The 21,688-nt window shown below is 65.2% G+C and carries 24 protein-coding genes and 1 tRNA gene; 15 read left to right on the top strand and 10 right to left on the bottom strand.

Annotated elements, in window-relative coordinates:
- Positions 1-51 precede the first annotated feature (51 nt).
- The 3 genes from QNI87_RS00245 to QNI87_RS00235 all read right to left on the bottom strand — a co-directional run bounded on the left by QNI87_RS00245 (position 52) and on the right by QNI87_RS00235 (position 2,596).
- Entirely contained in the window at positions 52-408 is a 357-nt protein-coding gene (locus QNI87_RS00245; RefSeq protein WP_300592368.1) for a hypothetical protein, read from the bottom strand.
- Between the two features lie 122 nt (positions 409-530).
- A complete protein-coding gene (locus QNI87_RS00240) occupies positions 531-848 on the bottom strand; it encodes a hypothetical protein (RefSeq protein WP_300592365.1) in 318 nt (105 codons plus the stop codon).
- A 140-nt stretch (positions 849-988) separates the two neighbouring features.
- The gene (locus QNI87_RS00235) at positions 989-2,596 is read right to left on the bottom strand and encodes a phosphoenolpyruvate carboxykinase (RefSeq protein WP_300592362.1); all 1,608 of its coding nucleotides are present in this window, start codon (positions 2,594-2,596) and stop codon (positions 989-991) included.
- Positions 2,597-2,846: 250 nt separating this feature from the next.
- Here QNI87_RS00235 and QNI87_RS00230 point away from each other — a divergent pair, with 250 nt between their 5' ends.
- The 7 genes from QNI87_RS00230 to QNI87_RS00200 all read left to right on the top strand — a co-directional run bounded on the left by QNI87_RS00230 (position 2,847) and on the right by QNI87_RS00200 (position 8,540).
- Complete coding sequence (locus QNI87_RS00230) at positions 2,847-3,713, top strand: response regulator transcription factor (protein ID WP_300592359.1); 867 nt, start codon at positions 2,847-2,849, stop codon at positions 3,711-3,713.
- Positions 3,714-3,719: 6 nt separating this feature from the next.
- Positions 3,720-5,339, top strand: coding sequence for a stimulus-sensing domain-containing protein (locus QNI87_RS00225; protein WP_300592356.1), 1,620 nt, complete (start codon positions 3,720-3,722; stop codon positions 5,337-5,339).
- The gene (locus tag QNI87_RS00220; protein ID WP_300592353.1) at positions 5,336-5,782 is read left to right on the top strand and encodes a serine kinase; all 447 of its coding nucleotides are present in this window, start codon (positions 5,336-5,338) and stop codon (positions 5,780-5,782) included. Before QNI87_RS00225 ends, QNI87_RS00220 begins: the two co-directional genes overlap by 4 nt.
- Positions 5,783-5,840: 58 nt before the next feature.
- Positions 5,841-6,767: an RNase adapter RapZ gene (gene rapZ, locus QNI87_RS00215; RefSeq protein ID WP_300592350.1), complete on the top strand. Its 927-nt coding sequence runs from the start codon at positions 5,841-5,843 to the stop codon at positions 6,765-6,767.
- A gap of 112 nt (positions 6,768-6,879) precedes the next feature.
- A complete protein-coding gene (locus QNI87_RS00210) occupies positions 6,880-7,311 on the top strand; it encodes a PTS sugar transporter subunit IIA (protein ID WP_300592347.1) in 432 nt (143 codons plus the stop codon).
- Positions 7,312-7,334: 23 nt separating this feature from the next.
- Positions 7,335-7,613 carry an HPr family phosphocarrier protein gene (locus QNI87_RS00205; RefSeq protein ID WP_300592344.1) on the top strand — a complete coding sequence of 93 codons (279 nt, stop codon included), beginning with the start codon at positions 7,335-7,337 and terminating at the stop codon, positions 7,611-7,613.
- A 108-nt stretch (positions 7,614-7,721) separates the two neighbouring features.
- Positions 7,722-8,540, top strand: a complete 819-nt coding sequence (locus QNI87_RS00200) for an RNA methyltransferase (RefSeq protein ID WP_300592341.1) — start codon at positions 7,722-7,724, stop codon at positions 8,538-8,540.
- Positions 8,541-8,756: 216 nt separating this feature from the next.
- Here the strand turns inward: QNI87_RS00200 and rmuC are convergent, their stop codons facing one another.
- The 3 genes from rmuC to recR form a co-directional block, all read right to left on the bottom strand.
- The gene (gene rmuC, locus QNI87_RS00195) at positions 8,757-10,268 is read right to left on the bottom strand and encodes a DNA recombination protein RmuC (protein ID WP_300592338.1); all 1,512 of its coding nucleotides are present in this window, start codon (positions 10,266-10,268) and stop codon (positions 8,757-8,759) included.
- Between the two features lie 196 nt (positions 10,269-10,464).
- Positions 10,465-11,028 carry a peptide deformylase gene (def, locus tag QNI87_RS00190; RefSeq protein WP_300592335.1) on the bottom strand — a complete coding sequence of 188 codons (564 nt, stop codon included), beginning with the start codon at positions 11,026-11,028 and terminating at the stop codon, positions 10,465-10,467.
- 71 nt (positions 11,029-11,099) lie between these two features.
- On the bottom strand, positions 11,100-11,705 hold the full coding sequence (recR, locus tag QNI87_RS00185; RefSeq protein WP_300592332.1) for a recombination mediator RecR: 606 nt from the start codon (positions 11,703-11,705) through the stop codon (positions 11,100-11,102).
- 120 nt (positions 11,706-11,825) lie between these two features.
- Here recR and fmt point away from each other — a divergent pair, with 120 nt between their 5' ends.
- The 3 genes from fmt to QNI87_RS00170 all read left to right on the top strand — a co-directional run bounded on the left by fmt (position 11,826) and on the right by QNI87_RS00170 (position 14,728).
- Positions 11,826-12,731 (top strand): methionyl-tRNA formyltransferase, encoded by a 906-nt coding sequence (gene fmt, locus QNI87_RS00180; protein WP_300592329.1) that lies wholly within the window; start codon positions 11,826-11,828, stop codon positions 12,729-12,731.
- Positions 12,728-13,489 carry a tRNA pseudouridine(38-40) synthase TruA gene (gene truA, locus QNI87_RS00175; RefSeq protein ID WP_300592326.1) on the top strand — a complete coding sequence of 254 codons (762 nt, stop codon included), beginning with the start codon at positions 12,728-12,730 and terminating at the stop codon, positions 13,487-13,489. Before fmt ends, truA begins: the two co-directional genes overlap by 4 nt.
- Before the next feature lie 126 nt (positions 13,490-13,615).
- Positions 13,616-14,728, top strand: a complete 1,113-nt coding sequence (locus QNI87_RS00170) for a zinc-binding dehydrogenase (RefSeq protein WP_300592323.1) — start codon at positions 13,616-13,618, stop codon at positions 14,726-14,728.
- Here the strand turns inward: QNI87_RS00170 and QNI87_RS00165 are convergent.
- Positions 14,725-15,705, bottom strand: coding sequence for an asparaginase (locus QNI87_RS00165; RefSeq protein WP_300592320.1), 981 nt, complete (start codon positions 15,703-15,705; stop codon positions 14,725-14,727). The genes QNI87_RS00170 and QNI87_RS00165 overlap by 4 nt on opposite strands.
- A 94-nt stretch (positions 15,706-15,799) precedes the next feature.
- Here QNI87_RS00165 and QNI87_RS00160 point away from each other — a divergent pair.
- Positions 15,800-15,875: transfer RNA gene (locus QNI87_RS00160), tRNA-Val, on the top strand.
- 15 nt (positions 15,876-15,890) lie between these two features.
- Here the strand turns inward: QNI87_RS00160 and QNI87_RS00155 are convergent.
- Both QNI87_RS00155 and QNI87_RS00150 read right to left on the bottom strand, forming a co-directional pair.
- Positions 15,891-16,211 carry a hypothetical protein gene (locus QNI87_RS00155; protein WP_300592317.1) on the bottom strand — a complete coding sequence of 107 codons (321 nt, stop codon included), beginning with the start codon at positions 16,209-16,211 and terminating at the stop codon, positions 15,891-15,893.
- Positions 16,212-16,265: 54 nt separating this feature from the next.
- A complete protein-coding gene (locus tag QNI87_RS00150) occupies positions 16,266-16,850 on the bottom strand; it encodes a TlpA disulfide reductase family protein (protein WP_300592314.1) in 585 nt (194 codons plus the stop codon).
- A 31-nt stretch (positions 16,851-16,881) separates the two neighbouring features.
- Between QNI87_RS00150 and argH the strand changes: the two genes are divergently transcribed.
- The 4 genes from argH to QNI87_RS00130 are packed head-to-tail and all read left to right on the top strand — an operon-like array spanning position 16,882 to position 20,652.
- Entirely contained in the window at positions 16,882-18,258 is a 1,377-nt protein-coding gene (gene argH, locus QNI87_RS00145) for an argininosuccinate lyase (RefSeq protein WP_300595261.1), read from the top strand.
- Positions 18,258-18,509, top strand: coding sequence for a hypothetical protein (locus QNI87_RS00140; protein ID WP_300592311.1), 252 nt, complete (start codon positions 18,258-18,260; stop codon positions 18,507-18,509). The genes argH and QNI87_RS00140 overlap by 1 nt, the downstream gene beginning before the upstream one ends.
- Before the next feature lie 6 nt (positions 18,510-18,515).
- Positions 18,516-19,775 (top strand): diaminopimelate decarboxylase, encoded by a 1,260-nt coding sequence (lysA, locus tag QNI87_RS00135; RefSeq protein WP_300592308.1) that lies wholly within the window; start codon positions 18,516-18,518, stop codon positions 19,773-19,775.
- Between the two features lie 10 nt (positions 19,776-19,785).
- Positions 19,786-20,652 (top strand): bifunctional precorrin-2 dehydrogenase/sirohydrochlorin ferrochelatase, encoded by an 867-nt coding sequence (locus tag QNI87_RS00130; RefSeq protein WP_300592306.1) that lies wholly within the window; start codon positions 19,786-19,788, stop codon positions 20,650-20,652.
- A 7-nt stretch (positions 20,653-20,659) separates the two neighbouring features.
- Here QNI87_RS00130 and QNI87_RS00125 read toward each other — a convergent pair whose 3' ends face one another.
- A complete protein-coding gene (locus QNI87_RS00125; RefSeq protein ID WP_300592304.1) occupies positions 20,660-21,637 on the bottom strand; it encodes a MarR family transcriptional regulator in 978 nt (325 codons plus the stop codon).
- Between the last annotated feature and the right edge of the window lie 51 nt (positions 21,638-21,688).

The following is a 21,688-nucleotide window of genomic DNA, read 5'->3' as shown; positions in this document are numbered from 1 at the left end:
CGGGCCCTGCGATTGCGGGCCCTGCGATTTCGGGGCCCTGCAATCGCGCCTCTACTTCTTGCCGAAAAAGCTTGAGGCCATGTCGGCGATATCGTCCAGCGCGCTGCCGTCGCCATCCTGATCGAGCAGCCCCATGAACGAGGACGGATCGCTCTTGATCGCGTTGGCGAATTCCATCAGCGAGCCCTCGCCGCCGATATGCTCGACAATCTGGCTGAGCACGCCGGTCTCAAGGCCGGTCTTTGCCGAGGCGAGCTCCACGGTGTCGCCGTCCATCTGGTGAGTCTGGCCAAGAACCGCGATCGCCCTTTCGGCAAGGCCGGGGTCGATCCCGACCTGCTCGGCGAGATTCGCCACGTCATCCGGCGCGCCGCCGATGTTTTTCAGTATCGAATTCAACATGCTCATGGGTCAGCCTCCCTTTGCTTGGCACACAGCATAGCCCGGAGCGATGACAGATCAAAGGCCCCGCTGCCACGACCGCAAGCGAAGCTTTTGACGGTGGCCTCGCCCGATGGCGCGGCGACGCGTCAGCCCATGCCGGGTATGAGGTCCTTGAAGAAATTGCCCCGGCCAAGCTCGCCCAGCCCAACCGACAGACCATCGACGATGGCGCGCAGGGCCTCTTCACCGCCAAGCGGCGAAACCAGAGTGCCTAGCGCGTCCGCGCCAAGACCGGTCTTCGCCGCGGCCAGCTGGATCGTGTCGCCCTGGCCAACGCTCGCCCGAGCGAGCACCATCAGCGCCTTTTCCACCGCAGCGGGATCAAGACCGGCCTGCCGGGCGAGGCTCGCAACGCTGTCTGGACCGCCAGCGATCGATTTCAGGCTGCTATCGAGAATGCTCATGTGTCTTGTACCTTCGTTGAACAGGGGAAAGGCCCGGCAAAGCGCCGGGCCTGGGGTCACGAGGTACGCGAAAGAGCGCGAAAAAGAGGCGGCGCGCTCTTAAAAAAGCGCGATATTCCTTCCTGTTACGCGCCTGAGGGTCAGGCCGCGGCCGGAGCGGCCTTGCGCACGCCTTCATCGACATGCGCTTCGAACTCGGCGAAGTTGTCGATGAACAGCTGAACCAGCTTCTGCGCGGCGGCGTCGTACGCTTCCTTGTCGGCCCAGGTGCTGCGCGGATCGAGGATCGTCTGATCGATCCCCTTCGCGATCAGAGCCGGCACCGAAACGGGCACGTCAAAGCCGAAATTGTCATCGCGCCGGAACTCGGCGGCGTCCAGTTCGCCATCGAGCGCGGCGTTGAGCAGCGCGCGGGTCGCCTTGATCGGCATACGGCTGCCCACGCCGTACTGGCCGCCGGTCCAGCCGGTGTTGATCAGCCAGCACTGCACCCCGCCCCGCGCGATGCGTTCCTTCAGAAGATTGCCGTAAACGCTGGGGTGACGCGGCATGAAGGGCGCGCCAAAACAGGTCGAGAAGGTCGCCTCCGGCTCGGTCACGCCGATCTCGGTGCCCGCCACCTTGGCGGTGTAGCCCGACAGGAAGTGGTACATCGCCTGTTCGGGCGTGAGCCGCGCGATCGGAGGCAGCACGCCGAACGCGTCGGCTGTCAGCATCACGACATTGCTCGGCACCGGCCCCAGATTCTTCTCCGAGGTGTTCGGGATGAAGTCGATCGGATAGGCGCCGCGCGTGTTCTCCGCGAGCGAGTTGTCGTCGAAGTCCAGCTCGCGCGTCACCGGGTCCATCACGACGTTTTCCAGCACGGTGCCAAAGCGTTTGGTGGTCGCGTAGATCTCCGGCTCGGCCTCCTCGGACAGGCGGATCATCTTCGCATAGCAGCCGCCCTCGAAGTTGAAGACCGCCTCGTCAGACCAGCCGTGCTCGTCATCGCCTATCAGCGTGCGGCTCGCGTCCGCGCTCAGCGTCGTCTTGCCGGTCCCCGACAGGCCGAAGAACACGCTCGTCTTGCCGTCCGCGCTGATATTGGCCGAACAGTGCATCGGCATCACGCCATCTGCGGGAAGCAGGTAGTTGAGGATGCCGAACACGCTCTTCTTCATTTCGCCGGCGTATTTGGTGCCGCCGATCAGGATCAGCTTTTCGGTGAAGTTGACCGCGATCACCGTTTCCGAATTCGTGCCATGACGCGCCGGATCGGCCTTGAAGCTGGGCAGATCGATGATCGTGTATTCGGGCGCGAAATCGGCCAGTTCCTGCTGCGTGGGGCGGACCAGAAGGGTGCGAATGAAAAGGTTGTGCCAGGCAAGCTCGTTGATGACGCGCACGTTCACGCGATGCTCGCTCTGAGAGCCGCCGAACAGGTCCGCCACATAGAGCGTGTCCTTTTCTGAAACAGCCTTCAGAAAGTCCGCCTTGAGCGCCGCAAAGTGCTCTGGCGACATCCCGACATTGACCTTGCCCCACCACACCGTGTCTTCGGTCGTGGCGTCGCGCACGATGAATTTGTCCTTCGCGCTGCGGCCGGTCTTTGCGCCGGTCTGCACCACCAGGGCTCCGTCTTTCGACAGCGCGCCCTCGCCCGCCGCCAGAGACGCCTCGACAAGCGCAGCCGTGCCGCAGTTCGGGCGAATTTCAGCCGAGGTTTGAATACCTTGCGAGCCAAGCGAATGAGCGAGCGGGATCAAGGGAATATCCTTTCAAGATCGTCGGATAAAAGCGCGTCGAGGCTTCGAGACGCGATCGCCTTCTTGCGCTTGTGATCGGGCCGAAGATCCCGAAAAGCGCAAGCGAGTCGTCGCACTCGCTGTCCCCATAACCATGGGCATAGGCAAGCGCCCAAGCCGCGTCAAACGCGCCGCGCGCGGCGCGCGCCGCGCGTCGATTGTCTTGTCCAGATGATCGGGCTAGACCTGTCCCACTGGAGGACAAAACGCCATGGTCAGCGTCAACGCGCCAACGCAATCCGAAACGCAAACCTCGCCCCTAGCGGGCGTCGGTGCAGGCGCCTGTACAGGCGCGGGGAGCGAGGCATCGGACACGCTTCCAGGGGCGCAAGGCGCAAACCGGTCTCGGCTTGCCGGGCGCGAGGAGGCCGGCGAAATCGCTCTGGTCGACGATGATCGCAACATCCTCACCACCGTCTCAATCGCGCTCCAGGCCGAAGGGTTCGTGACGCGGCTCTATTCCGATGGAGAGACCGCTTTGAAGGCTCTCCTGGAGAACCCGCCGGACCTGGCCGTGTTCGATATCAAAATGCCGAAGATGGACGGCATGGAGCTGCTCAGCCGGGTCCGCGAAACGTCCTCGTTTCCGGTCATTTTCCTGACCAGCAAGGACGATGAAAGCGACGAAGAGGCGGGGCTGGAACTGGGCGCGGACGATTACATCGCCAAACCGTTCAGCCAGCGCCTGCTGATCGCGCGCATCCGGGCGATCCTGCGCCGCGCCGAGCCGGGCCGTGAGCACGATGGCGACGCAGGCGCGAGCGAACCGGCCCATGCGAGCCTTTCGCGCGGGCGTTTGTTCATGGACCCCGCGCGCCATTACGTCACCTGGAACGACAAGCCCGTCAGTCTGACCGTGACCGAGTTTCTGATCCTCGAAGCGCTCGCCGCGCGCCCCGGCGTGATCAAGAGCCGCAACCAGTTGATGGACGCCGCTTACCCGGACGATGTGTTTGTCGATGATCGAACCGTCGACAGCCACATCAAGCGCATGCGCCGCAAGTTTCGCGTCGTCGACGACAGCTTCGCCGCCATCGATACGCTGTATGGCGCGGGCTACAGCTTCAACGACACGTGACGGGCCATGAACGCACCGTCGGACCCGACCCGCGCGCGCGCGCCCTCAGCGCTTTACACCGACCTTTCGGGGCGTGAGGACACACCGGTCGCGCGCGGCGGGGAGCGGCTGAGCACCACCGGGCGCTTTGCCCTCACCGCGCGGATCCTGATCGTCAACATCCTGCCGCTCGCGCTTCTGGGCGGCGGCCTGTTCTACCTCGACGGATACCGCACGCAGCTCATCAACGAACGCTTCAAGCTTGCCCGGATCGAGGCGCAGATCACCGCCGAAGCGCTCGCCGGTGCCACTCGCGAGCGGCAGGACGCGCTGCTGGTCCAGATCGGCAAGGAACAGCGCATGCGGCTGCGCATGTTCGATGAGAACGGCGCGCTGGTGGCGGACAGCTTTGCGCTCGACGAACCGGCCTTCACCTTCGAAAACATCGAGGACGATGACTGGGAACAGCAATTGGCGCGCTGGCTCGACACGGCGGTGGACGCGATCGTCAGCGCCGAGCCGGTGCCCGATTATGTCGAGCCCGAAGCGCAGCAGGCCGACGCATGGCCCGAGCTCGCGCGCGCGCGCGAAGAGGGGTTGAGCCAGATTGGCCTTTACGACTGGCGCGACGGCTCGCCCGTCATCGCGGCGGCGGCGCCGGTGGGCCTGAACGGCGCGACGCTGCTGACCGTGCGCAACGCGGTCGACATCACCGAGAGCGTGCGCTCGGCCCGCTCGACCCTGGGGATTGCGGTGCTGGTGGTGCTGGCGGCTTCCGCGCTGCTCTCGCTGTTTCTGGCGCGCACGATCGTGACCCCGCTGCGCGAGCTGGCCCGCGCGGCGGTGCGGGTGCGACAGGGCCGCGAGCGCGAAGTGGAAGTGCCGCGTCTGCCGCAGCGCTCGGACGAGATCGGCCTGCTGGCGCGCGCGGTCTCCGACATGACGGGGGCCTTGCGCCAGCGCATCGACGCGGTCGACAGCTTCGCTGCCGATGTCGCGCACGAGATCAAGAACCCGCTCGCAAGCTTGCGCAGCGCGATCGAATCGCTGCCACGGGTCAAAGATCCCGCCCTTCGCCACGAACTCACCGAAATCGCCACCCACGACGTGCGCCGGATCGACCGGCTGGTGAGCGAGATCTCGGACGCAAGCCGGATCGACGCGGAGATGAGCCGCGCGACCCTGGAGCGGATCGATCTCGCCGATCTGGTGCGCGCGATCATCGGCAGCCGCGAACACCGCGCGGAAAATCAGAACCATCTGATCGAGCTTCACACCCGCGGCTTTGCCGCCCACGTCATGGGCGTGGGCGCGCGGCTGGAGCGGGTGGTGGAAAACCTGCTGGACAACGCGGTGTCCTTTTCTCCCTCGGACGCTCCGATCGAGGTGCAGATCGACAACGATGGCGAATGCGTGACGCTGACTGTCTCGGATCACGGGCCCGGCATTCCCGAGGACGCGCGCGAAAAGGTGTTCCAGCGGTTCCACTCGGTGCGCCCCGACAGCGAGGATTTCGGCAACCATTCTGGGCTGGGCCTGGCGATCGCGCGCGCGATTGCCGAAGCGCATGACGGGACGCTGAGCGCAAAGGCCCGGCCCGACGGGCAACCGGGCGCAAGTCTGCGCCTGCGGCTCCCCAGCGCGTGACGAGCGCCAGCTGCATCGTTCAGGGCAGCGCGGTTTCGCTCGAGGGCCGCGCGCTGCTGATCGAAGGCGCGCCGGGCTCCGGCAAATCGAGCCTCGCGCTGGCGCTGATCGAAAGCGGAGCCAAGCTGATCGGCGATGATGGCGTGACGCTGACGCGCGAGGAGATCGACGCGGCGGCGCGCCTCGTCGCCTCTGCGCCGCCCAACATTGCCGGGCTGATCGAAGCGCGCGGCGTGGGCCTCGCGCGCCTGCCCGTCGCCGAGCCCGCGCCGCTCGCGCTGATCCTTGCGCTCGGCGAAGCAAGCGAGCGCCTGCCCGAACGCGCCGAAAGCCGCGAGATCCTGGGCTGCCTCGTCCCCGTCCTCGCGTTTGAGCCCGGCGCGATTGCCCCGGCCATGCGGGCGCGCCTCGCGCTCCGGATCCATGGCCTCCCCTCAATCTGAACCCGCGCGAAAAAAGCCCCTTTTTCTCCGCGCGCGTTTGCGTCAGAAGGCGGGGCCGATGCCAAGCGCCAACCCTTCGACACCCTCGGGCGAACCGCAGCGCGTGCTGCTGGTCACCGGGCTTTCGGGCGCGGGCAAGTCGACCGTTCTGGCGGTGCTGGAGGACCTGGGCTGGGAGACGATCGACAACTTCCCCATCCGTTTGCTGCCCGCGATGCTTGCGCCGGGCGCGCAGCGCGGGGTCGCCCCGCTCGCCATCGGCTTTGATTCGCGCACGCGCGGCTTTGTCCCGACCGAGATCATCGCGCTGGCCAAGGAGCTGTCCGAGCGCCCCGATATCGCGGTGACCTTCATGTTCATCGATTGCGCGGGCGGCGAGCTTGAGCGGCGCTATAACGAGACCCGCCGCCGCCATCCCATGGCCCGGGGGCGCCCGGTGCAGGAAGGCATTGCCGCGCAGCGCGAATGGCTCGAGCCGCTGCGCCGCTGGTCGGACCGGGTGATCGACACCACCGCCCTCACCTCGAACGAACTCCAGAACCATATCCGCGAGCTGTTCGCCGCCACCGACGAAGCGGCGATGACGCTGACGCTGTCGAGCTTTGGCTTTGCTCGCGGCACGCCGCCGCTTGCCGATATGGTGTTCGACATGCGCTTTCTCGACAACCCGCACTGGATCGAGGAGCTGCGCGAGCTGACCGGTCAGGACGCGGCGGTGGGCGAGCATATCGAGCGCGATCCGGCCTTCCACACCACGTTCCAGCAGATCTTCGACCTGCTCACCACGCTCCTCCCGCGCTACGCCGCGCAAGGCAAAGCCTATGTCCACATCGCCTTCGGGTGTACCGGAGGGAGACACCGCTCGGTCTTCACCGTCGAACGCATGGCGCGGGACTTGCGCAAGGCCGGATTTTCGCCCACTGTCCGCCACCGCAATCTCGGGTCGCGCGCGACCGATGAAATCGAGCGTTCGCCGGGATTGTGACGCAAGAGCTTTGTTGGGGAAGCTCGGTAAGCGGGGCATCGATCGCGATGGCAACACGAGGAAATGCGTTTAGGCCGAGCGCCCAAACGAGGAAACGGACCCACCCTTTCACATGATTGGACTTATCCTGGTCACTCACGGCCGCCTGGCCGAGCAGTTCGTAGACGCGATGGAACACGTCGTGGGAAAGCAGGACGCGATCGCCACCGTGTGCATTGGCCCCAGTGACGACATGGAGCAGCGCCGCTCCGAAATCGCGAGAGCGATAGAGGAGGTCGAGGCCGAGAAGGGGGTGATCATCCTTACCGACCTGTTCGGGGGCACGCCCTCCAACCTCGCCATATCGCTGCTCGAAGCGGGGCGCGTGGAGGTTATTGCGGGGATCAACCTGCCGATGCTCATCCGGCTTGCCGGAGCGCGCCAGACCATGAGCGTGACCCAAGCGGTCGAAGCCGCGCAGGAAGCGGGCCGCAATTATATCACCGTCGCCAGCGAACTGCTGGGCCAGGACAACGAAGCCGCCGCATCGACGGCCAAGGCCTGACCAGAAGCGGGGGCAGAACGAGCGTGAGCGAACATCGGCAATCGGTGACCATCGTCAACAAGCGCGGCCTGCACGCGCGAGCGAGCGCGAAGTTCGTGGGCGCGGTGTCCGCGCTCGACGGCGATGTGAAAGTCGCGGTCGCCAAGGATGCGGCGAAGGCGGCGGGGGGCTCCATCCTCGGCCTGATGATGCTCGGCGCGGCCAAGGGCGACACCGTGGACGTGATCGTCGAGGGCGAAGGCGCGGACAGCGTGCTCGCCAATCTGGTGGCGCTGATCGCAGACGGTTTCGGTGAGGAATAGGCCCAAGGGGCCAGTTACAGGGCCTGTTACAGGGCCGGTTACGGGATCAGTCACGGGGCCAGTTACAGGGCCAGCCACCGGGTCAGCCACGGGACCAGCAACATAGCCATGCGCAAGCACATCACCGGTTTCTCCAACCCCACGGTCAAGTACCTGCGAAGCTTGCGCGACAAGAAGCACCGCAAGCGCGCCGGGCAATTCCTCGTCGAGGGGCTGCGGTTGCTCGAAGACGCGCGCGCCTCGGGCCCGGTTCCGCGCCAGCTGGTGATGGCGCAAGGGCGCGATAGCCACGCGTTGATCGATCAATTGGAAAGCGCGGTTGAGAGTGCGGGCGGCGAGGTTATCACCACAACGCCCGACATTCTCTCCAAGATCACCGGGAAATCCAACGCGCAAAGCGTGGTGGGCGTGTTCGACGAGTTCGAGACGGGGCTGGAGCGGCTCGATCGCGAGGCGGCGGCAATCTGGCTGGTGGCGCAGGATCTGCGCGATCCGGGCAATCTTGGCACCATGCTGCGCACCGGTGATGCGGTGGGCGCAGGCGGTCTGATCCTGATCGACGATTGCGCCGACCCGTTCAGCGCCGAAGCCGTGCGCGCCAGCATGGGCGCGGTGTTCACACAGGGCCTTGCGCAGGCGCGCTGGGAGGACTTCGTGCGATGGCTGCGCGCTGGCCCCGGCCAATTGGTCGCGGCGAGCTTGCGCGAAGCGGTCCCCTATCGCGGCGCGGCCTATGAGGCGCCGTGTTTCATTCTCGTGGGCAACGAATCCCAGGGCCTGCCAGAGGCCTATGAGGCCGAATGCGATCTGCGTGTGACCATGCCGATGCGCGGGCGTGCCGACAGCCTCAACGCCGCCGTAGCGGGCGCGGTGCTGGCGTATGAGGTGCTGGCGGGGGTGGACCAGGTGAGCGGCGGGGCGCGGTGATGTTCGGGTGGGCGTAGGCCCAAATGAAGCAGAGGCAGCGCGGGCATGAAAATTGCAGCGCGTCTCGACGTTCAGCTGGCGCAGGGGTGAGATGGTGAGATCGTAGCTCCCTCTTTTTCGGTCGTCATCCCGGCCCCCGAGCCGGGATCTGGGCTTTCTTGAGCCTGCACGCAGACGTAAGCTGGACCCCGGATCAAGTCCGGGGTGACGCGTTGCCTACTCCGCCGCGTCCTTGCCCGGCGCCTCCTCGTTATCGCCCACGTCGTTATCGCCAGTGTCGTACTCGCCCGCGTCGTTATCGCCCAGCAGCGGGAACTCGGCCTCAACCTCCGCGGCGTCGGCGGCGTTGTAGTTGGGGGTGCTTTCGACCAGCGGAACCTCTTCGATCTCGCGCTTGCCGACCTCGACGCCCTTCTCGGCCAGCCGTTTGCCGGACGAAAGCACGTTGCGCTCAAAGCTGCCGACGAACTTGTTGTAATTCCTGACCGCGCTGTCGAGCCCGCCACCCACGCGCTTCAAGTGCTCGGCGGCGACGCGTAGGCGGTCGTAGAGCTCTGCGCCCATGCGCCCGATGTCCTGCGCCTCTTTCGCGAGCCCGTCCTGCCGCCACACCTGCGCGACCGTGCGCGCGATGGCGACGAGGTTGGTGGGCGTTGCCAGCAGCACGCGGCGCTCGAAGGCGAAATCCCACAGCTGCGGATCGTGTTCGAGCGCGGCAGCGACAAAGTGCTCGCCCGGCACGAACATCACCACGTAATCGGGCGCTTCCTCGAATTGCGACTGGTAACTCTTGGCGCTCAATTGCTGGACGTGGCCGCGCATCGAGCGCACGTGATCGGCGAGCGCCGCCTCGCGCGCCTCGTCGGCGTCGGCTTCGAATGCGGACTGATAGGCGTTCAAGGACACCTTGGCATCGATCACCAGCACCTTGCCGCCGGGAATGCGCACGATCGCGTCTGGGCGCAAGCGCCCCTCCTCGGTTTCGATTGAGGCTTCGAGCTCGAAATCGGTGTGCTGCGCGAGCCCAACCTGTTCGAGCAGGTTCTTAAGCTGCTGTTCGCCCCAGCGCCCGCGCGCCTTGGGCGCGTTGGTCAGGGAATTGCCTAGCCTCTGGGCTTCGCGCCGGACCTCTTCCTGACCCTTGCGCATCGATTCGATCAGGCCGTTCAATTGCCCGAACGCGTCCTTGCGCTGGTTCTCAAGGCTTTCGACCTGGCGTTCGTACTTTTCAAGCCGCTCGCCCACCGGCGAAAGCAGCGCCTTGATTTTGGCCTCGCCCGTCGCCTCGCTCTCCTTGAAGCGCGCCTCGGCCCGTTTGAGGAACTCGTCCTGATTGGCTTTCAAGACTTCGGCGCCGGTCGCCTTGAACTCGCTCAGCATCGCCTCGCGCGCCTCGATCAGCGCCGTCTTCTGTTCCTCGAACGCCCTGGCGCGCTCGCTCGCGGTCGCCTCGACCTCGGCCAGCCGCTCGGACAAAGCGGCGCGTTTGGTGCGGGTTTCTTCAAGCTCTCTGGCGAGAGCGTCGCTGCGGCTCGCGCGTTCGTTCGCCGCCGAAAGCTCCATGCGCGCCTCGCCCAGACTCGCCTCGGACACGCGCGCCCGCTCCTCCGCCTCGCTCAACCGACCGCGCAACTCCGCCACCGGGCGCGAAGCCGCAACCCAAGCGCCCACGCCCCCGATAACAAGGCCGATCACGAGCGCGGCAAGCGAGAGAATCACCGGGTCCATCGCCTCAGTCTATGCGGAACGTATCAAGAACACCAGCCCCATTTTCCTACTTGTCCGCAGGATGCTAGCCTTGTCTTCGGGCGCGTTTATCCAAAATCGCTGTCGCCGCACGGTGCGAAAACGCCGCAAACCCACGCAAATACGTGGTCCTTCGCATGCACTTCATGAACGAAACCCCCCGCGACTCGGAGGCGAATCAGGCGGCCTGGCGCAGCTTCTTGATCTTCTTGAGCGCCATCTGCCGCTTGAGGCGGGAAAGATGGTCGATGAAGACGATGCCTTCGAGATGATCCATCTCGTGCTGCAGGCAGGTCGCCATCAGGCCCTCGACGCGTTCCTCATGGGTCGCGCCGTCCAGATCCTGGTATCGCACGGTGCAGGTCGCCGGGCGATCTATGTCGGCGGTGATCTCGGGCACGGAGAGGCAGCCTTCCTCATAGGTGGAAAACTCGTCAGCCGGATCGAGGATCACCGGGTTCACGAACACGCGCGGGTCGTTCTTGATCGGCTGACGCTCGGTTCCGTCCTCGTCCTTGACGGGGTCGGCGTCTTCGTCGGGCTGTTGCAGGTCCATCACCAGCAGACGCTTGGGCACGCCGACCTGAATGGCGGCGAGGCCGATGCCGGGGGCGGCGTACATCGTCTCGAACATGTCCTCGACGAGGGTTTTGAGATCAGCGTTGAACTCGTCCGGTTCGACGGGGGTGGAGACGGTCTTGAGCCGGGGGTCCGGCACTTCGAGGATTTCGCGGATAGCCATGAGTTGGAAATAAGAACATGTGGGCGAAAGCTCAAGTGAGTCCCCGCCTGCACGGGGGACTCGCAATTCGGTTACCCCATCGGCCTTCTCGCCCGCAGCGCCTGCGCCAGCGTGCCTTCATCAAGGTAGTCGAGCTCACCGCCCACCGGCAGGCCGTGCGCAAGCTGAGTGATGCGCACGCCGTAGGGCTCGAGGCGCTCGGCGAGGTAATGCGCCGTCGTCTGCCCTTCGAGCGTTGCGTTCATGGCGAGGACGACCTCATCGATACCGCCCCCTTCTTCCTTGGCCCCGACGCGGTCGAGCAGCTTGGCGATGTTGAGATCCTCCGGGCCCACGCCATCAAGCGCAGACAGCCGCCCACCCAGCACATGATAGCGCCCCCGAAAAAGCTTGGCGCGGTCGAGCGCCCAGACATCGGCGACGTCCTCCACCACGCATAAAGCACGCGGATCGCGGCGCGGATCGGCGCAGATCTGGCAGGGATCGGTGGTGTCGACATTGCCGCAGATCGAACACTCGACCAGCGTCTCGGAGACGATCGCGAGCGATTCCAGCAATGCGGGCAGCGCGCTCTCGCGGTTCTTGACCAGCCACAGCACCGCACGCCGCGCCGAGCGAGGGCCCAGACCCGGCAAACGCGCCAGAGCGGCGGAAAGCTGATCGATTTCTTTCGACATAAATTCCCTTCGCCCCGAGCTTGTCGAAGGGCTGCACTTCTTCTTATGGGCTGCGCTAGAAGAAAAGACAGTGTTTCGACAAGCTCAGCACGAGCGGTTTGTTTTGCCAGGGGCCGAGATTTGCGCGTAGTTTTCATGGGAACGCCCGATTTCGCGGTGCCGGCGCTGGTTGCGCTGCGCGAGGCTGGGCATGAGATCGCCGCGGTGTACACCCAGCCGCCGCGCCCGGCAGGTCGAGGCAAGAAGCTGCGCCCCTCCCCGGTTCAGGCTGCGGCACAGGCGATGGGTATCGAAGTGCGCACGCCCAGGTCTTTGCGAAAGCCCGAGGCGCAGGAGGCGTTTGCCGCTCTCAAGGCCGATGTGGCGGTGGTGGCGGCCTATGGCCTGATCCTGCCGCAGGCCGTGCTCGACGCGCCCCGGCACGGCTGCATCAACATCCACGCCTCCATCCTGCCGCGCTGGCGCGGGGCGGCGCCGATCCACCGCGCGGTGATGGCGGGCGATGAAGAGACGGGTGTGACGATCATGCAGATGGAGGCCGGGCTCGACACCGGTCCCATGCGCCATGCCGTGACCACGCCGATTGGGAGCAAGACCACCGGCGAGCTGTTCGACGAGCTGGAGGATTTGGGAGCGGCGGCGATCGTTCGGGTGCTCGATGATCTCGACGCCTACCCACCTCTCGCGCAGGACGACGGATTGGCCACGCACGCCCCGAAGATCGACAAGGCCGAGGCGCGGATCGACTGGAAGCGACCGGCGGCCGAGCTGGTGCGGCATGTGGCCGGGCTCTCCCCGTTTCCCGGCGCGTGGTTCGAACTGGACGGCGAGCGAGTGAAGCTGTTGCTGGCCGAAACGGTCGAGGGGGCGGGTCAGCCTGGCGAAGTCCTCGATCAGGACTTCACCATTGCCTGCGGCCAAGCGGCGCTGCGCCCGATCACACTCCAGCGCGCGGGCAAGCCAGCGATGGACCGCCGGTCATTCTTGCGCGGTCGGCCTGTCGAGGCGGGAGGCCTCCTGTCTTGACCCGCTACGCGCTCACCATCGAATTCGACGGCACGCCGTTTCAAGGGCTCCAGCGTCAAAAGAACGGACCGAGTGTCCAACAGTCGATCGAAGAGGCGATCGCACGGGTCACGGGCGAAGAGGCGGTGCTGCACAGCGCCGGGCGCACCGATACCGGCGTCCATGCGCTTGCCATGCGCAGCCATGTCGATCTGGCAAAGGACATGGACCCGTTCCGCCTTTCCGAGGCGCTCAACGCGCATTTGCGCCCGGACCCGATTGCGATCACCGCCTGCGAGGTGGTGAGCGAGGATTGGCACGCGCGCTTTTCGTGCATCGGGCGGTCCTATGTCTACCGCATCCTGAACCGCCGCGCGCCGCTGACGCTGGCCAAGAACCGCGTGTGGCATGTCGCGCCCGAGCTCGACGCAGCCGCCATGCACCGCGCCGCACAGGCGCTGGTGGGGCGCCATGACTTCACCACCTTCCGCTCGGTCCAGTGTCAGGCGAAAGACCCCGTCAAGACGCTCGACCGCCTCGATGTCGAAGCGTGCGACACCGAGCTGGGCCGCGAAATCCGCGTGCACGCCGAGGCGCGCAGTTTCCTTCACCATCAGGTGCGCTCGATGGTGGGCTGTCTCAAACTGGTGGGCCAAGGCTCCTGGCCAGAGGCCCGCATCGGACAAGCGCTCGCGGCGCGCGATCGGTCCCATTTAGGGCTGAACGCCCCGCCGCAAGGGCTTTACTTCGTCGCGGCCGAATATCCCGACGCCGATTGACCTTATGTCGCCCTAGCCATCGCGTCATTGCGAGCGTAGCGAAGCAATCCAGAGCCCAACGCGACGCGCACTGGATTGCCGCGTCGCCTTCGGCTCCTCGCAATGACGATCTTGAGAGGAACCACAATGACCACCACCGGAAAACAGCTGTTTACGACCCTCAACGCCGACGGCAAGCTGACGCTTGAGATCAGCGAGGAGAGCTTTCCCGAGCCGACCGGCAATCAGGTGCTGGTCAAAATGGAAGCGGCGCCGATCAATCCTTCCGACCTCGCAATCCTCACCAGCGCGGCCGATTTCGAGACCGCGGACTATTCGCCGGGCAAAGTGGTCGCCACCATGCCGGAGCCCTTCTTGACCGGGCAGAAGAACCGCCACGGGCAGCGCCTGCCCGCCGGAAACGAGGGCGCGGGCACCGTGGTTGCGACCGGCGATAGCGACATGGCCAAGGCGCTTATGGGCCAACGCGTCGCGTGTGTTCCGGGCAACGCCTACAGCCAGTACGCGATTGCCGATGCGATGATGTGCCTGCCGCTGGGCGATCACTCCGCCGAAGCCGGCGCGTCGAGCTTCGTGAACCCGATGACCGCGCTGGGCTTCGTCGAAACCGCGCGGATGGAAGGGCACGAGGCCATCGTCCACCTCGCCGCCGCCTCGAACCTTGGCCAGATGCTCAACAAGATATGCCAGGAAGACGGTATCAAGCTGGTCAATATCGTGCGCAAGCAGGAACATGTCGACCTGCTCAAATCGCAAGGCGCGACCTGTGTCGTCAATTCCTCGGACGAGGATTACATGGCGCAGCTGCGCGCCGCGATTTCCGAAACCGGAGCGTTTCTGGGCTTCGACCCGATCGGCGGCGGGCGCAACACCGACCTCGTGCTCAAGGCGATGGAACAGGTCGCCGCGAGCCGGATGACCGAATATTCGCGCTACGGCTCCGACCAGGACAAGAAGATGTACATATACGGTCGTCTCGATCTCAGCGAGACGATCCTCACTCCATCTTACGGACTGCAATGGTGCGTCCAGGGCTGGTTGCTCACGCCCTTCCTCGCGAAGGCCGGGATGGAGACCGCGGTGAAGATGCGCACCCGCGTGCAGCAGAACCTGACGACCACCTTCGCCTCAAGCTACAAGACCAAGGTCGATCTGGAAGGCATGCTCACCAAAGACGCGATCCTCGACTATCGCCAGATGAAGACGGGCGAGAAATACCTCGTCACGCCCTGGGGCTAACGCTCATCGTACGCTTTCTGGATCGCGGCCGGGTCGGTGATCCCGCTCGCGATCAGAAGCTGGAGAAGAATGCGCGCCTTGGGCGGGCCAAGCGCGCGAGCGGCAACAAAGCCGTTTTCTTCGTCCTCCGGCTCGCGATCGACCAGCCCCTCATCAAGGCGGCTTGAGCGCACGATCGCACGCCCCTCGGCGGCCAGTAGCCTGAGCGCCTGACGCACCGGATCGGGCATGTTGCCCTCGCCCAGCCCGGCCACCACGATCCCCCGCGTATCGGGTGTGACGAGCCGCCCGACATAGTCCGGGGTCATCCCGGCGTGCACATACAGGATCGGCACGTCGGGCAGATCGGGCCGAAAGGCGAAACGCGCCGGTTCGGCGACACGCCAGGGCGCGCCAAACCATTCAAGCGCGCTGGGTGTCACCAGAGCTATCGACGCGCGCGGGAAGCCCTCGAACGCGTCCACCCCGCGCGTGCGCGCCTTGCGAATGTCGCGCGCGGCGATGACGCGGTCGCCCATCACCACCAGCACGCCGCGCCCCGCCGCCTCGTCCGAACGCAAGACTTGCAGGGCGTTGGCGAAGTTTCTGAGACCGTCATAGCCCACCGCATCCGCCGGCCGCATCGCTCCGACCAGGATGACGGGTTTGGCGGTGGGCAATGTCAGGTCGAGGAGGAAGGCGGTCTCCTCGACGGTGTCGGTGCCGTGCGTGATGATGACCCCGTCGCATTGCGCGTCGTCCAACGCGGCGCTCGTCTCGCGGTGCAGGGCGGCCCAGATGGCGGGGGTTATGTCCTCTGAACCGATATTCGCTATCTGCGTCCCGGAAAGCTGCGCGGAGGGCCCGAGCGCGCGCACCCGGTCGAGCAATTCCTCGATGCCCAGTTGTCCCGGCTTGTAATCGTGGCGGATCGCATCGCCTGCCGCTCCGGCAATCGTGCCGCCTGTTGCCAGAACACGGATTCGCGGTGCGTTCATGGTGCGCCTGTAGCCGCGCGGCGACGCGCGCGCCACATCAGCGATTGATTTTAAGAGTTTTGCCGCTAGATAGCGCGCTTCCGGCATAGGCCGAGGGCGATTAGCTCAGTTGGTAGAGCATCTCGTTTACACCGAGAGGGTCGGCAGTTCGAGCCTGTCATCGCCCACCATTTTCGGCCAAAATTCTAAGCGAGCGCGGGAATCTTTGTCGAGGCGCGTTTCGGTTCGCTCTCTTTGCGCGTGTCAACCTTGCGAAAACGGTACGCGGAAAAGCCGGTCATGGGATGCGGCAGCGTTAACCCCGCGAGCTTAAGGATCCCGGAAGGAACGAAGGCGAGCGTCTTGCGGCCCGTGGCATAGCTCGTCTGGTTGGTGCTGTAGGTGATCGCGGCGATCGTGTAGACCTGCCCTTCGCGCAGGAGATGGTGCACCGGAACCAGAGGTCCGACCAGCCCTCTCTTGGGCTTGGCGTCCACGCAAACCACTTTGTCACCCACCTCGAACATCGGCGCCTCTCCTGCTTCCGGGATACAGGTAGACACGGCGAAGTTAAAGCTCGGTTAGTCAGACGCTTTAATCGCTTTGCGGATTTGCGCGATCGCCTCTTCGCTGTCCCACTCGTAATCGCCCGCGACGCGGAAGAGCTCGGTGCCGCTTGCATCGTAGAGGATGGTGGTGGGCAGCAAACCGCCATCGGCCAGTTGCACGCCAAGCTCGGTCTCGGTGTCCATCCAGGGCTCCAGGTTCTCAAAGCCCTCTGCCTCGAAAAAGGCCACCACTTTCTCGGCGCCCTGAATATCCTGGCTCACGGTCAGCACGCGAACCTCGCCCTCAAGCTCGGCTGCCAGATTATCGAGCAATGGCATTTCGACCTTGCACGGGGCGCACCAGGTTGCCCAAAGGTTGAGCAGAACCGGCTCGTCGATGTCCGCCAGCGCGAGCGTGGCGCCGTCCGGGTCCACCACCGTGATCGCCGGGATCGTATCGCCCGCCTTCACCCGGACGATCCGCCCCGGCAAGGGCGGCGGCGTTGGCGCCTCGGTGCCTGCCGCGCTTGCGTCTGGTTGCGCCTCTTCGGCAGGAGCCCTATCGCACGCAGCAAGCGAGAGCGCGGCGAGAAGAAGAACGGGCGAAAAGCGGATCATGGCCAACTCCAAGGATACAGCCTCCAACCAGATGTGGGGCGGGCGGTTCGCCGGTGGACCTAGCGCGATCATGCGCGAAATCAACGCCTCCATTCCCTTCGACAAGGCGCTCTGGCGTCAGGATATCCTCGCCAGCGAAGCGCATGTCGCGATGCTGAGCGCGCAGGGTATCGTGAGCGACCAGGACGCGGAAGCGATAAAGCGGGGCCTTGCCCGGATCGCCGCCGAATACGAAGCGGACGGCGTGCCCGAAGACTGGGATCTGGAAGACATCCACATGACAACCGAGAGCCGGCTGACGGAGCTTATCGGGCCCGCTGCGGGGCGTTTGCACACCGCGCGCAGCCGCAACGACCAGGTGGCGACCGACTTTCGGCTGTGGGTGCGCGGCGCGATCGATGCGATGGATGCCGGGCTCGCCGACCTTCAGCGCGCTCTGGTCACCCGCGCCGAGGAACACGCCGCCTCGATCATGCCGGGCTTCACCCATTTGCAGACCGCGCAGCCGGTCACGCTCGGCCACCATCTGTTGGCCTATTACGAGATGTTCGCGCGCGACCGTTCCCGCCTTATCGACGCGCGCGCGCGCTTGAACGAATGCCCGCTGGGGTCGGCGGCTCTGGCCGGGACCGGCTTTCCGATCGATCGCGAGATGACCGCAAAGGCGCTGGACTTTAACCGGCCGAGCGCCAATTCACTGGACGCGGTGTCCGACCGCGACTTTGCGCTGGACTACCTCCACGCCGCCAGCGTGTGCGCCATCCATCTTTCGCGCCTTGCCGAAGAGCTTATCATCTGGGCGAGCCAGCCCTTTGGGTTCGTGCGCATGCCCGATAGCCTCTCAACCGGTTCTTCGATCATGCCGCAGAAGAAGAACCCGGACGCCGCCGAACTGGTGCGCGGGCACGCGGGCCGGGTCATCGGCTGCGCCACCGCGCTCAGCATCACCATGAAAGGGCTACCGCTCGCCTATTCGAAGGACATGCAGGACGACAAACCGCCCGTCTTCGAAGCCGCCGGACTGATGGAGCTCAGCATCGCGGCCATGACCGGCATGATCGCCGATGCAGTTTTCGACGTGGGCCGAATGCGCGAGGCGGCCGAGCTTGGCTACGCGACCGCCACCGACCTTGCCGATTGGCTGGTGCGCGAGGCCGACATTCCGTTCCGCGAGGCGCACCACATCACCGGGGCGGCGGTCAGGCTGGCAGAGGAACGGGGGCTTGCGCTCGACGCTGTGCCTTTGGAAGACCTTAAAGCCATCGACGCGCGGATCGATGCGCGGGTATTCGAGGCGCTGAGCGTCGACGCTTCGGTTGCCGCGCGCGCTTCCTATGGCGGAACCGCTCCGGAACAGGTACGTAGTCAGGTGGCACGCGCAAAGGCGGCGCTGGGAATGGAGGCGTAATGCGAACTCTGGTGGCTTTGACCGTTCTTGTTGCCCTTTCGGCCTGCGGAGCCAAGGCGGCGCTGACCCCTGCGGAAGGGGCCAGCCTGCCCGTCGCTCCCTATGGCGCGCCGGACGGCGAGGAAAACGCCCCCACGGCTGAACAATTGCTCGAACTCGACGCGCTCGCCGCGCCAGAGCGCAGCGTCGAGCTGCGCCGCCGCTCCGAAGAGCGTGAGGACGACCCCTTCGATCTTCCCCCGGATAACTAAACCCTTATGGATCATTTTGAATATCGAGACGGCGTCATGCACGCCGAAGACGTTCCCCTGCCCCGCATCGCGGACGACGTGGGCACACCCGTCTATGTCTATTCGCGCGCCACACTGGAACGCCACGCACAGGTCTTTCGCGAAGGACTGGCCGGCGTTCCCGACAAGCTGATCGCCTTTGCCGTCAAGGCGAACCCCAACCTCGCCGTTCTAAGAGTGCTCGCAAACCAGGGATATGGCGCAGACTGCGTCTCGATCGGCGAAGTGCGCCGGGCGCTGGCTGCGGGCGTCGCGCCAGACAAGATCGTGTTCTCGGGCGTTGGCAAAACTCATGCCGAGCTCATCGCAGGGCTTGAGGCGGGGATCGGCCAGTTCAACATCGAGAGCGAGGAAGAGGGGCTCGAACTCGCCCGGATCGCCGCCGACATGGGGCTAACAGCGCAATGCGCGTTGCGGATCAACCCCGATGTCGATGCGGGCACCCACGACAAGATTTCGACCGGCAAGGCCGACAACAAATTTGGCGTTCCCATCGATCAGGCGGGGCAGATCTTCGGCAAGCTCGCCAGCCAGAGCGGAGTGAACCTGCGCGGCGTGGCGGTGCATATCGGCTCGCAGCTTGGCGAGCTGACCCCGCTTGAACGCGCCTTCGAAAAGTTGGACGATCTGGTCAACAGCCTGCGCGGTGCGGGCCATGCGATCACGCATGTCGATCTGGGCGGGGGGCTCGGCGTGCCATACCGCGCCGGCGAGAACCCGCCGAGCCCCGCCGCATACGGAGCCATGGTCGCGCGCGTGACGAAGGATTGGGGCGTCACACTCATCTTCGAACCCGGTCGGGTCATTGCGGGCAACGCCGGCGTGCTGCTCACCCGCGTCGTGCGCGTCAAGCGCGGGATCAAGGATCCCTTTGTCATTGTCGATGCGGCGATGAACGATCTGGCGCGCCCGGCGCTCTACGGCGCCTATCACGATTTTGTCGCGGTGGCCCCGCGCGGCGCGGACATGACCGCGAACATTGTCGGTCCGATCTGCGAGACCGGTGACACCTTTGCGATGGGCCGCCTGACCGACCGTCTCGAAGCGGGCGATCTGGCCGTCTTCCGCACCGCAGGCGCCTATGGCGCAACGATGGCCTCAAGCTACAATTCGCGCGGTTTCGTTCCCGAAGTGCTGGTTGACGGCGACAAATACGCGATTGTGGCCGACCGGATCGAGGCGGGCGCGATCATGGACGCCGAACGCGTGCCCGAATGGCTCACCTGATCCGCTAGCCATGGCTGAGATCGCGAGCCTTCCGCTGTTCCACCAGATCGCCGGGCAGAAAGTGCTGGTGCTGGGCGAAGGCGAGGCTGCCGAGCCCAAGCGGCGACTGGTGGAGCGAGCCGGCGGCGTCGTGATCGACGATCAGGCGCAGGCCATTGACGAAGGGGTGCGTCTGGCTTTCGTCGCGTTCGAGGACGCCAGGGCGTGCGAGGTTGCGGCGATCAACCTGCGCTGCGCGGGCATGCTGGTGAATGTGGTCGATCGTCCCGATCTGTGCGACTTTACGACACCCAGCGTGCTTGACCGCGACCCGCTGCTGATCGCGGTCGGAACCGGCGGGGCTTCGGCAGGGCTTGCCAAACATGTGCGGCTGAGGCTGGAGCGGGTTCTGCCGCAAACACTCGGCAAGCTGGCGAGCGCGCTCAAGGCCGCGCGGCCCGTTCTTCGGGAGCGTTTGCCCGATGGAACCGAGCGACGCCGCGCGATTGACGCAGCTTTAAGGGAAGGCGGCGCGCTCGATCCGCTGGACGGCGATTCGCACGCACGGGTTGAGGATTGGTCGAAGGGTAATCTCAGCGTCGGCGAAACGGCGACGTTTGTCTTCGATCTTGCAAGCGGGGATCCCGATGACCTTACCGTGCGTCAGGCGCGTTTGCTGGGCGAGGCCGACGCCGTTTGCGCTCAAGGATCGGTCTCCGCCCAGATCCTCGCGCGCGCGCGCGCCGACGCTATCCGGCTTGTGTGCGAAGACGCAAAATGCCCCTTGCGAAGCCTCGAGGCCGATGCGAGCGCTCCTTCGCCAGAACCCTGTCCGAAAGCGAAGAGGCTTGGTGAAGGCGGCCTAACGGTGGTGCTGCGCCCCCCGCCAGCGCTTTAATCCCAGCTCAGGCCGCGCGAGCGAGCGGTGTGTCCACCATCTGGAAATACCGCGCCATGGCGTTGCGGCTCTCCTCGCTCAGCTCAATGAACGCGCGGCGCCGGTCGGTCTCGTCCGCCACCCGCTCGAAAATGCCGCATTCCACCATCTGCTTGAGCCAACGCAGCGCAGTGGTCGCCGGGACACCCGCCGCGATGCACAGCGAGGTAACCGAAACCTTCGCCTCTTCCGCATGCGCGGCGGTCAGATCGAGCAACATATCCCAGGCCGGATCGGCGAAAAGCTCCCCATCGAAGAACCGCGCGCGCGCCTGTCGACCGGCGATCATCTGACGCACCAGCTTGGGATCGGGAAGCGCCGGACTAGCGGCCGTGTTTGCCGGTCTCGCAAAGGTTAGCGGCTCTGCGCTCGCGGGTCGGAAATCGCGTTTGAAGTCGCTCAGTTTTTCCGCGCCATTTGTGTCGAGCCCAGAGATCCGGTCGAGCTCGCGCGCGATGGTATCGACCTGCTCGGCCAGGCGCAGCAGGGTGGAGCGATCCCGCTCATTTATCTCTTGCAGGCGGCGGTTAGGCACACCCGGCATGACGCGCCCCACCGCGATCAAGAGCTCCGCTCTGGTCGGATCAACCAGGATCTGGGGCGATGAACGATCAAAGATCGAGAAAATCGCATCCAGCGCGCTCAACGAAGTCAAAACAACCAGATCGGCGCCCGATGCGGCAATGCGATCGTTCAATCGCACCAGAGACCCCACTTCGTTGGAAGGCAGGCCAAGACACTCGACAACAACCACATCACCAAGCGAAGCGACCGGGCCATCAACGAGCGCGCTCAGATCGCCTCCATCGTGCGTGCGGCAGCCAACGGCGCGAAGATCCTCCAGAGTTTCTTCCCGCCAGAAACCCTCGCCCCCATAGACAGAAACGCGCGTGGGAACTGGCTTGTCCGCCATCGCTGTCCCGTATTCAAAGTCCGCTTGCGTCATCGACTCGCCTCCATCAAGTATGGAACGTGAATAGAACAAAAAGGGATTAAG

The sequence above is a fragment of the Erythrobacter sp. genome (assembly GCF_030066995.1).
Taxonomy (GTDB): domain Bacteria; phylum Pseudomonadota; class Alphaproteobacteria; order Sphingomonadales; family Sphingomonadaceae; genus Erythrobacter.
Note: the sequence above shows the minus strand (reverse complement) of the source record. Positions and strands in the feature narration are given on the sequence as shown.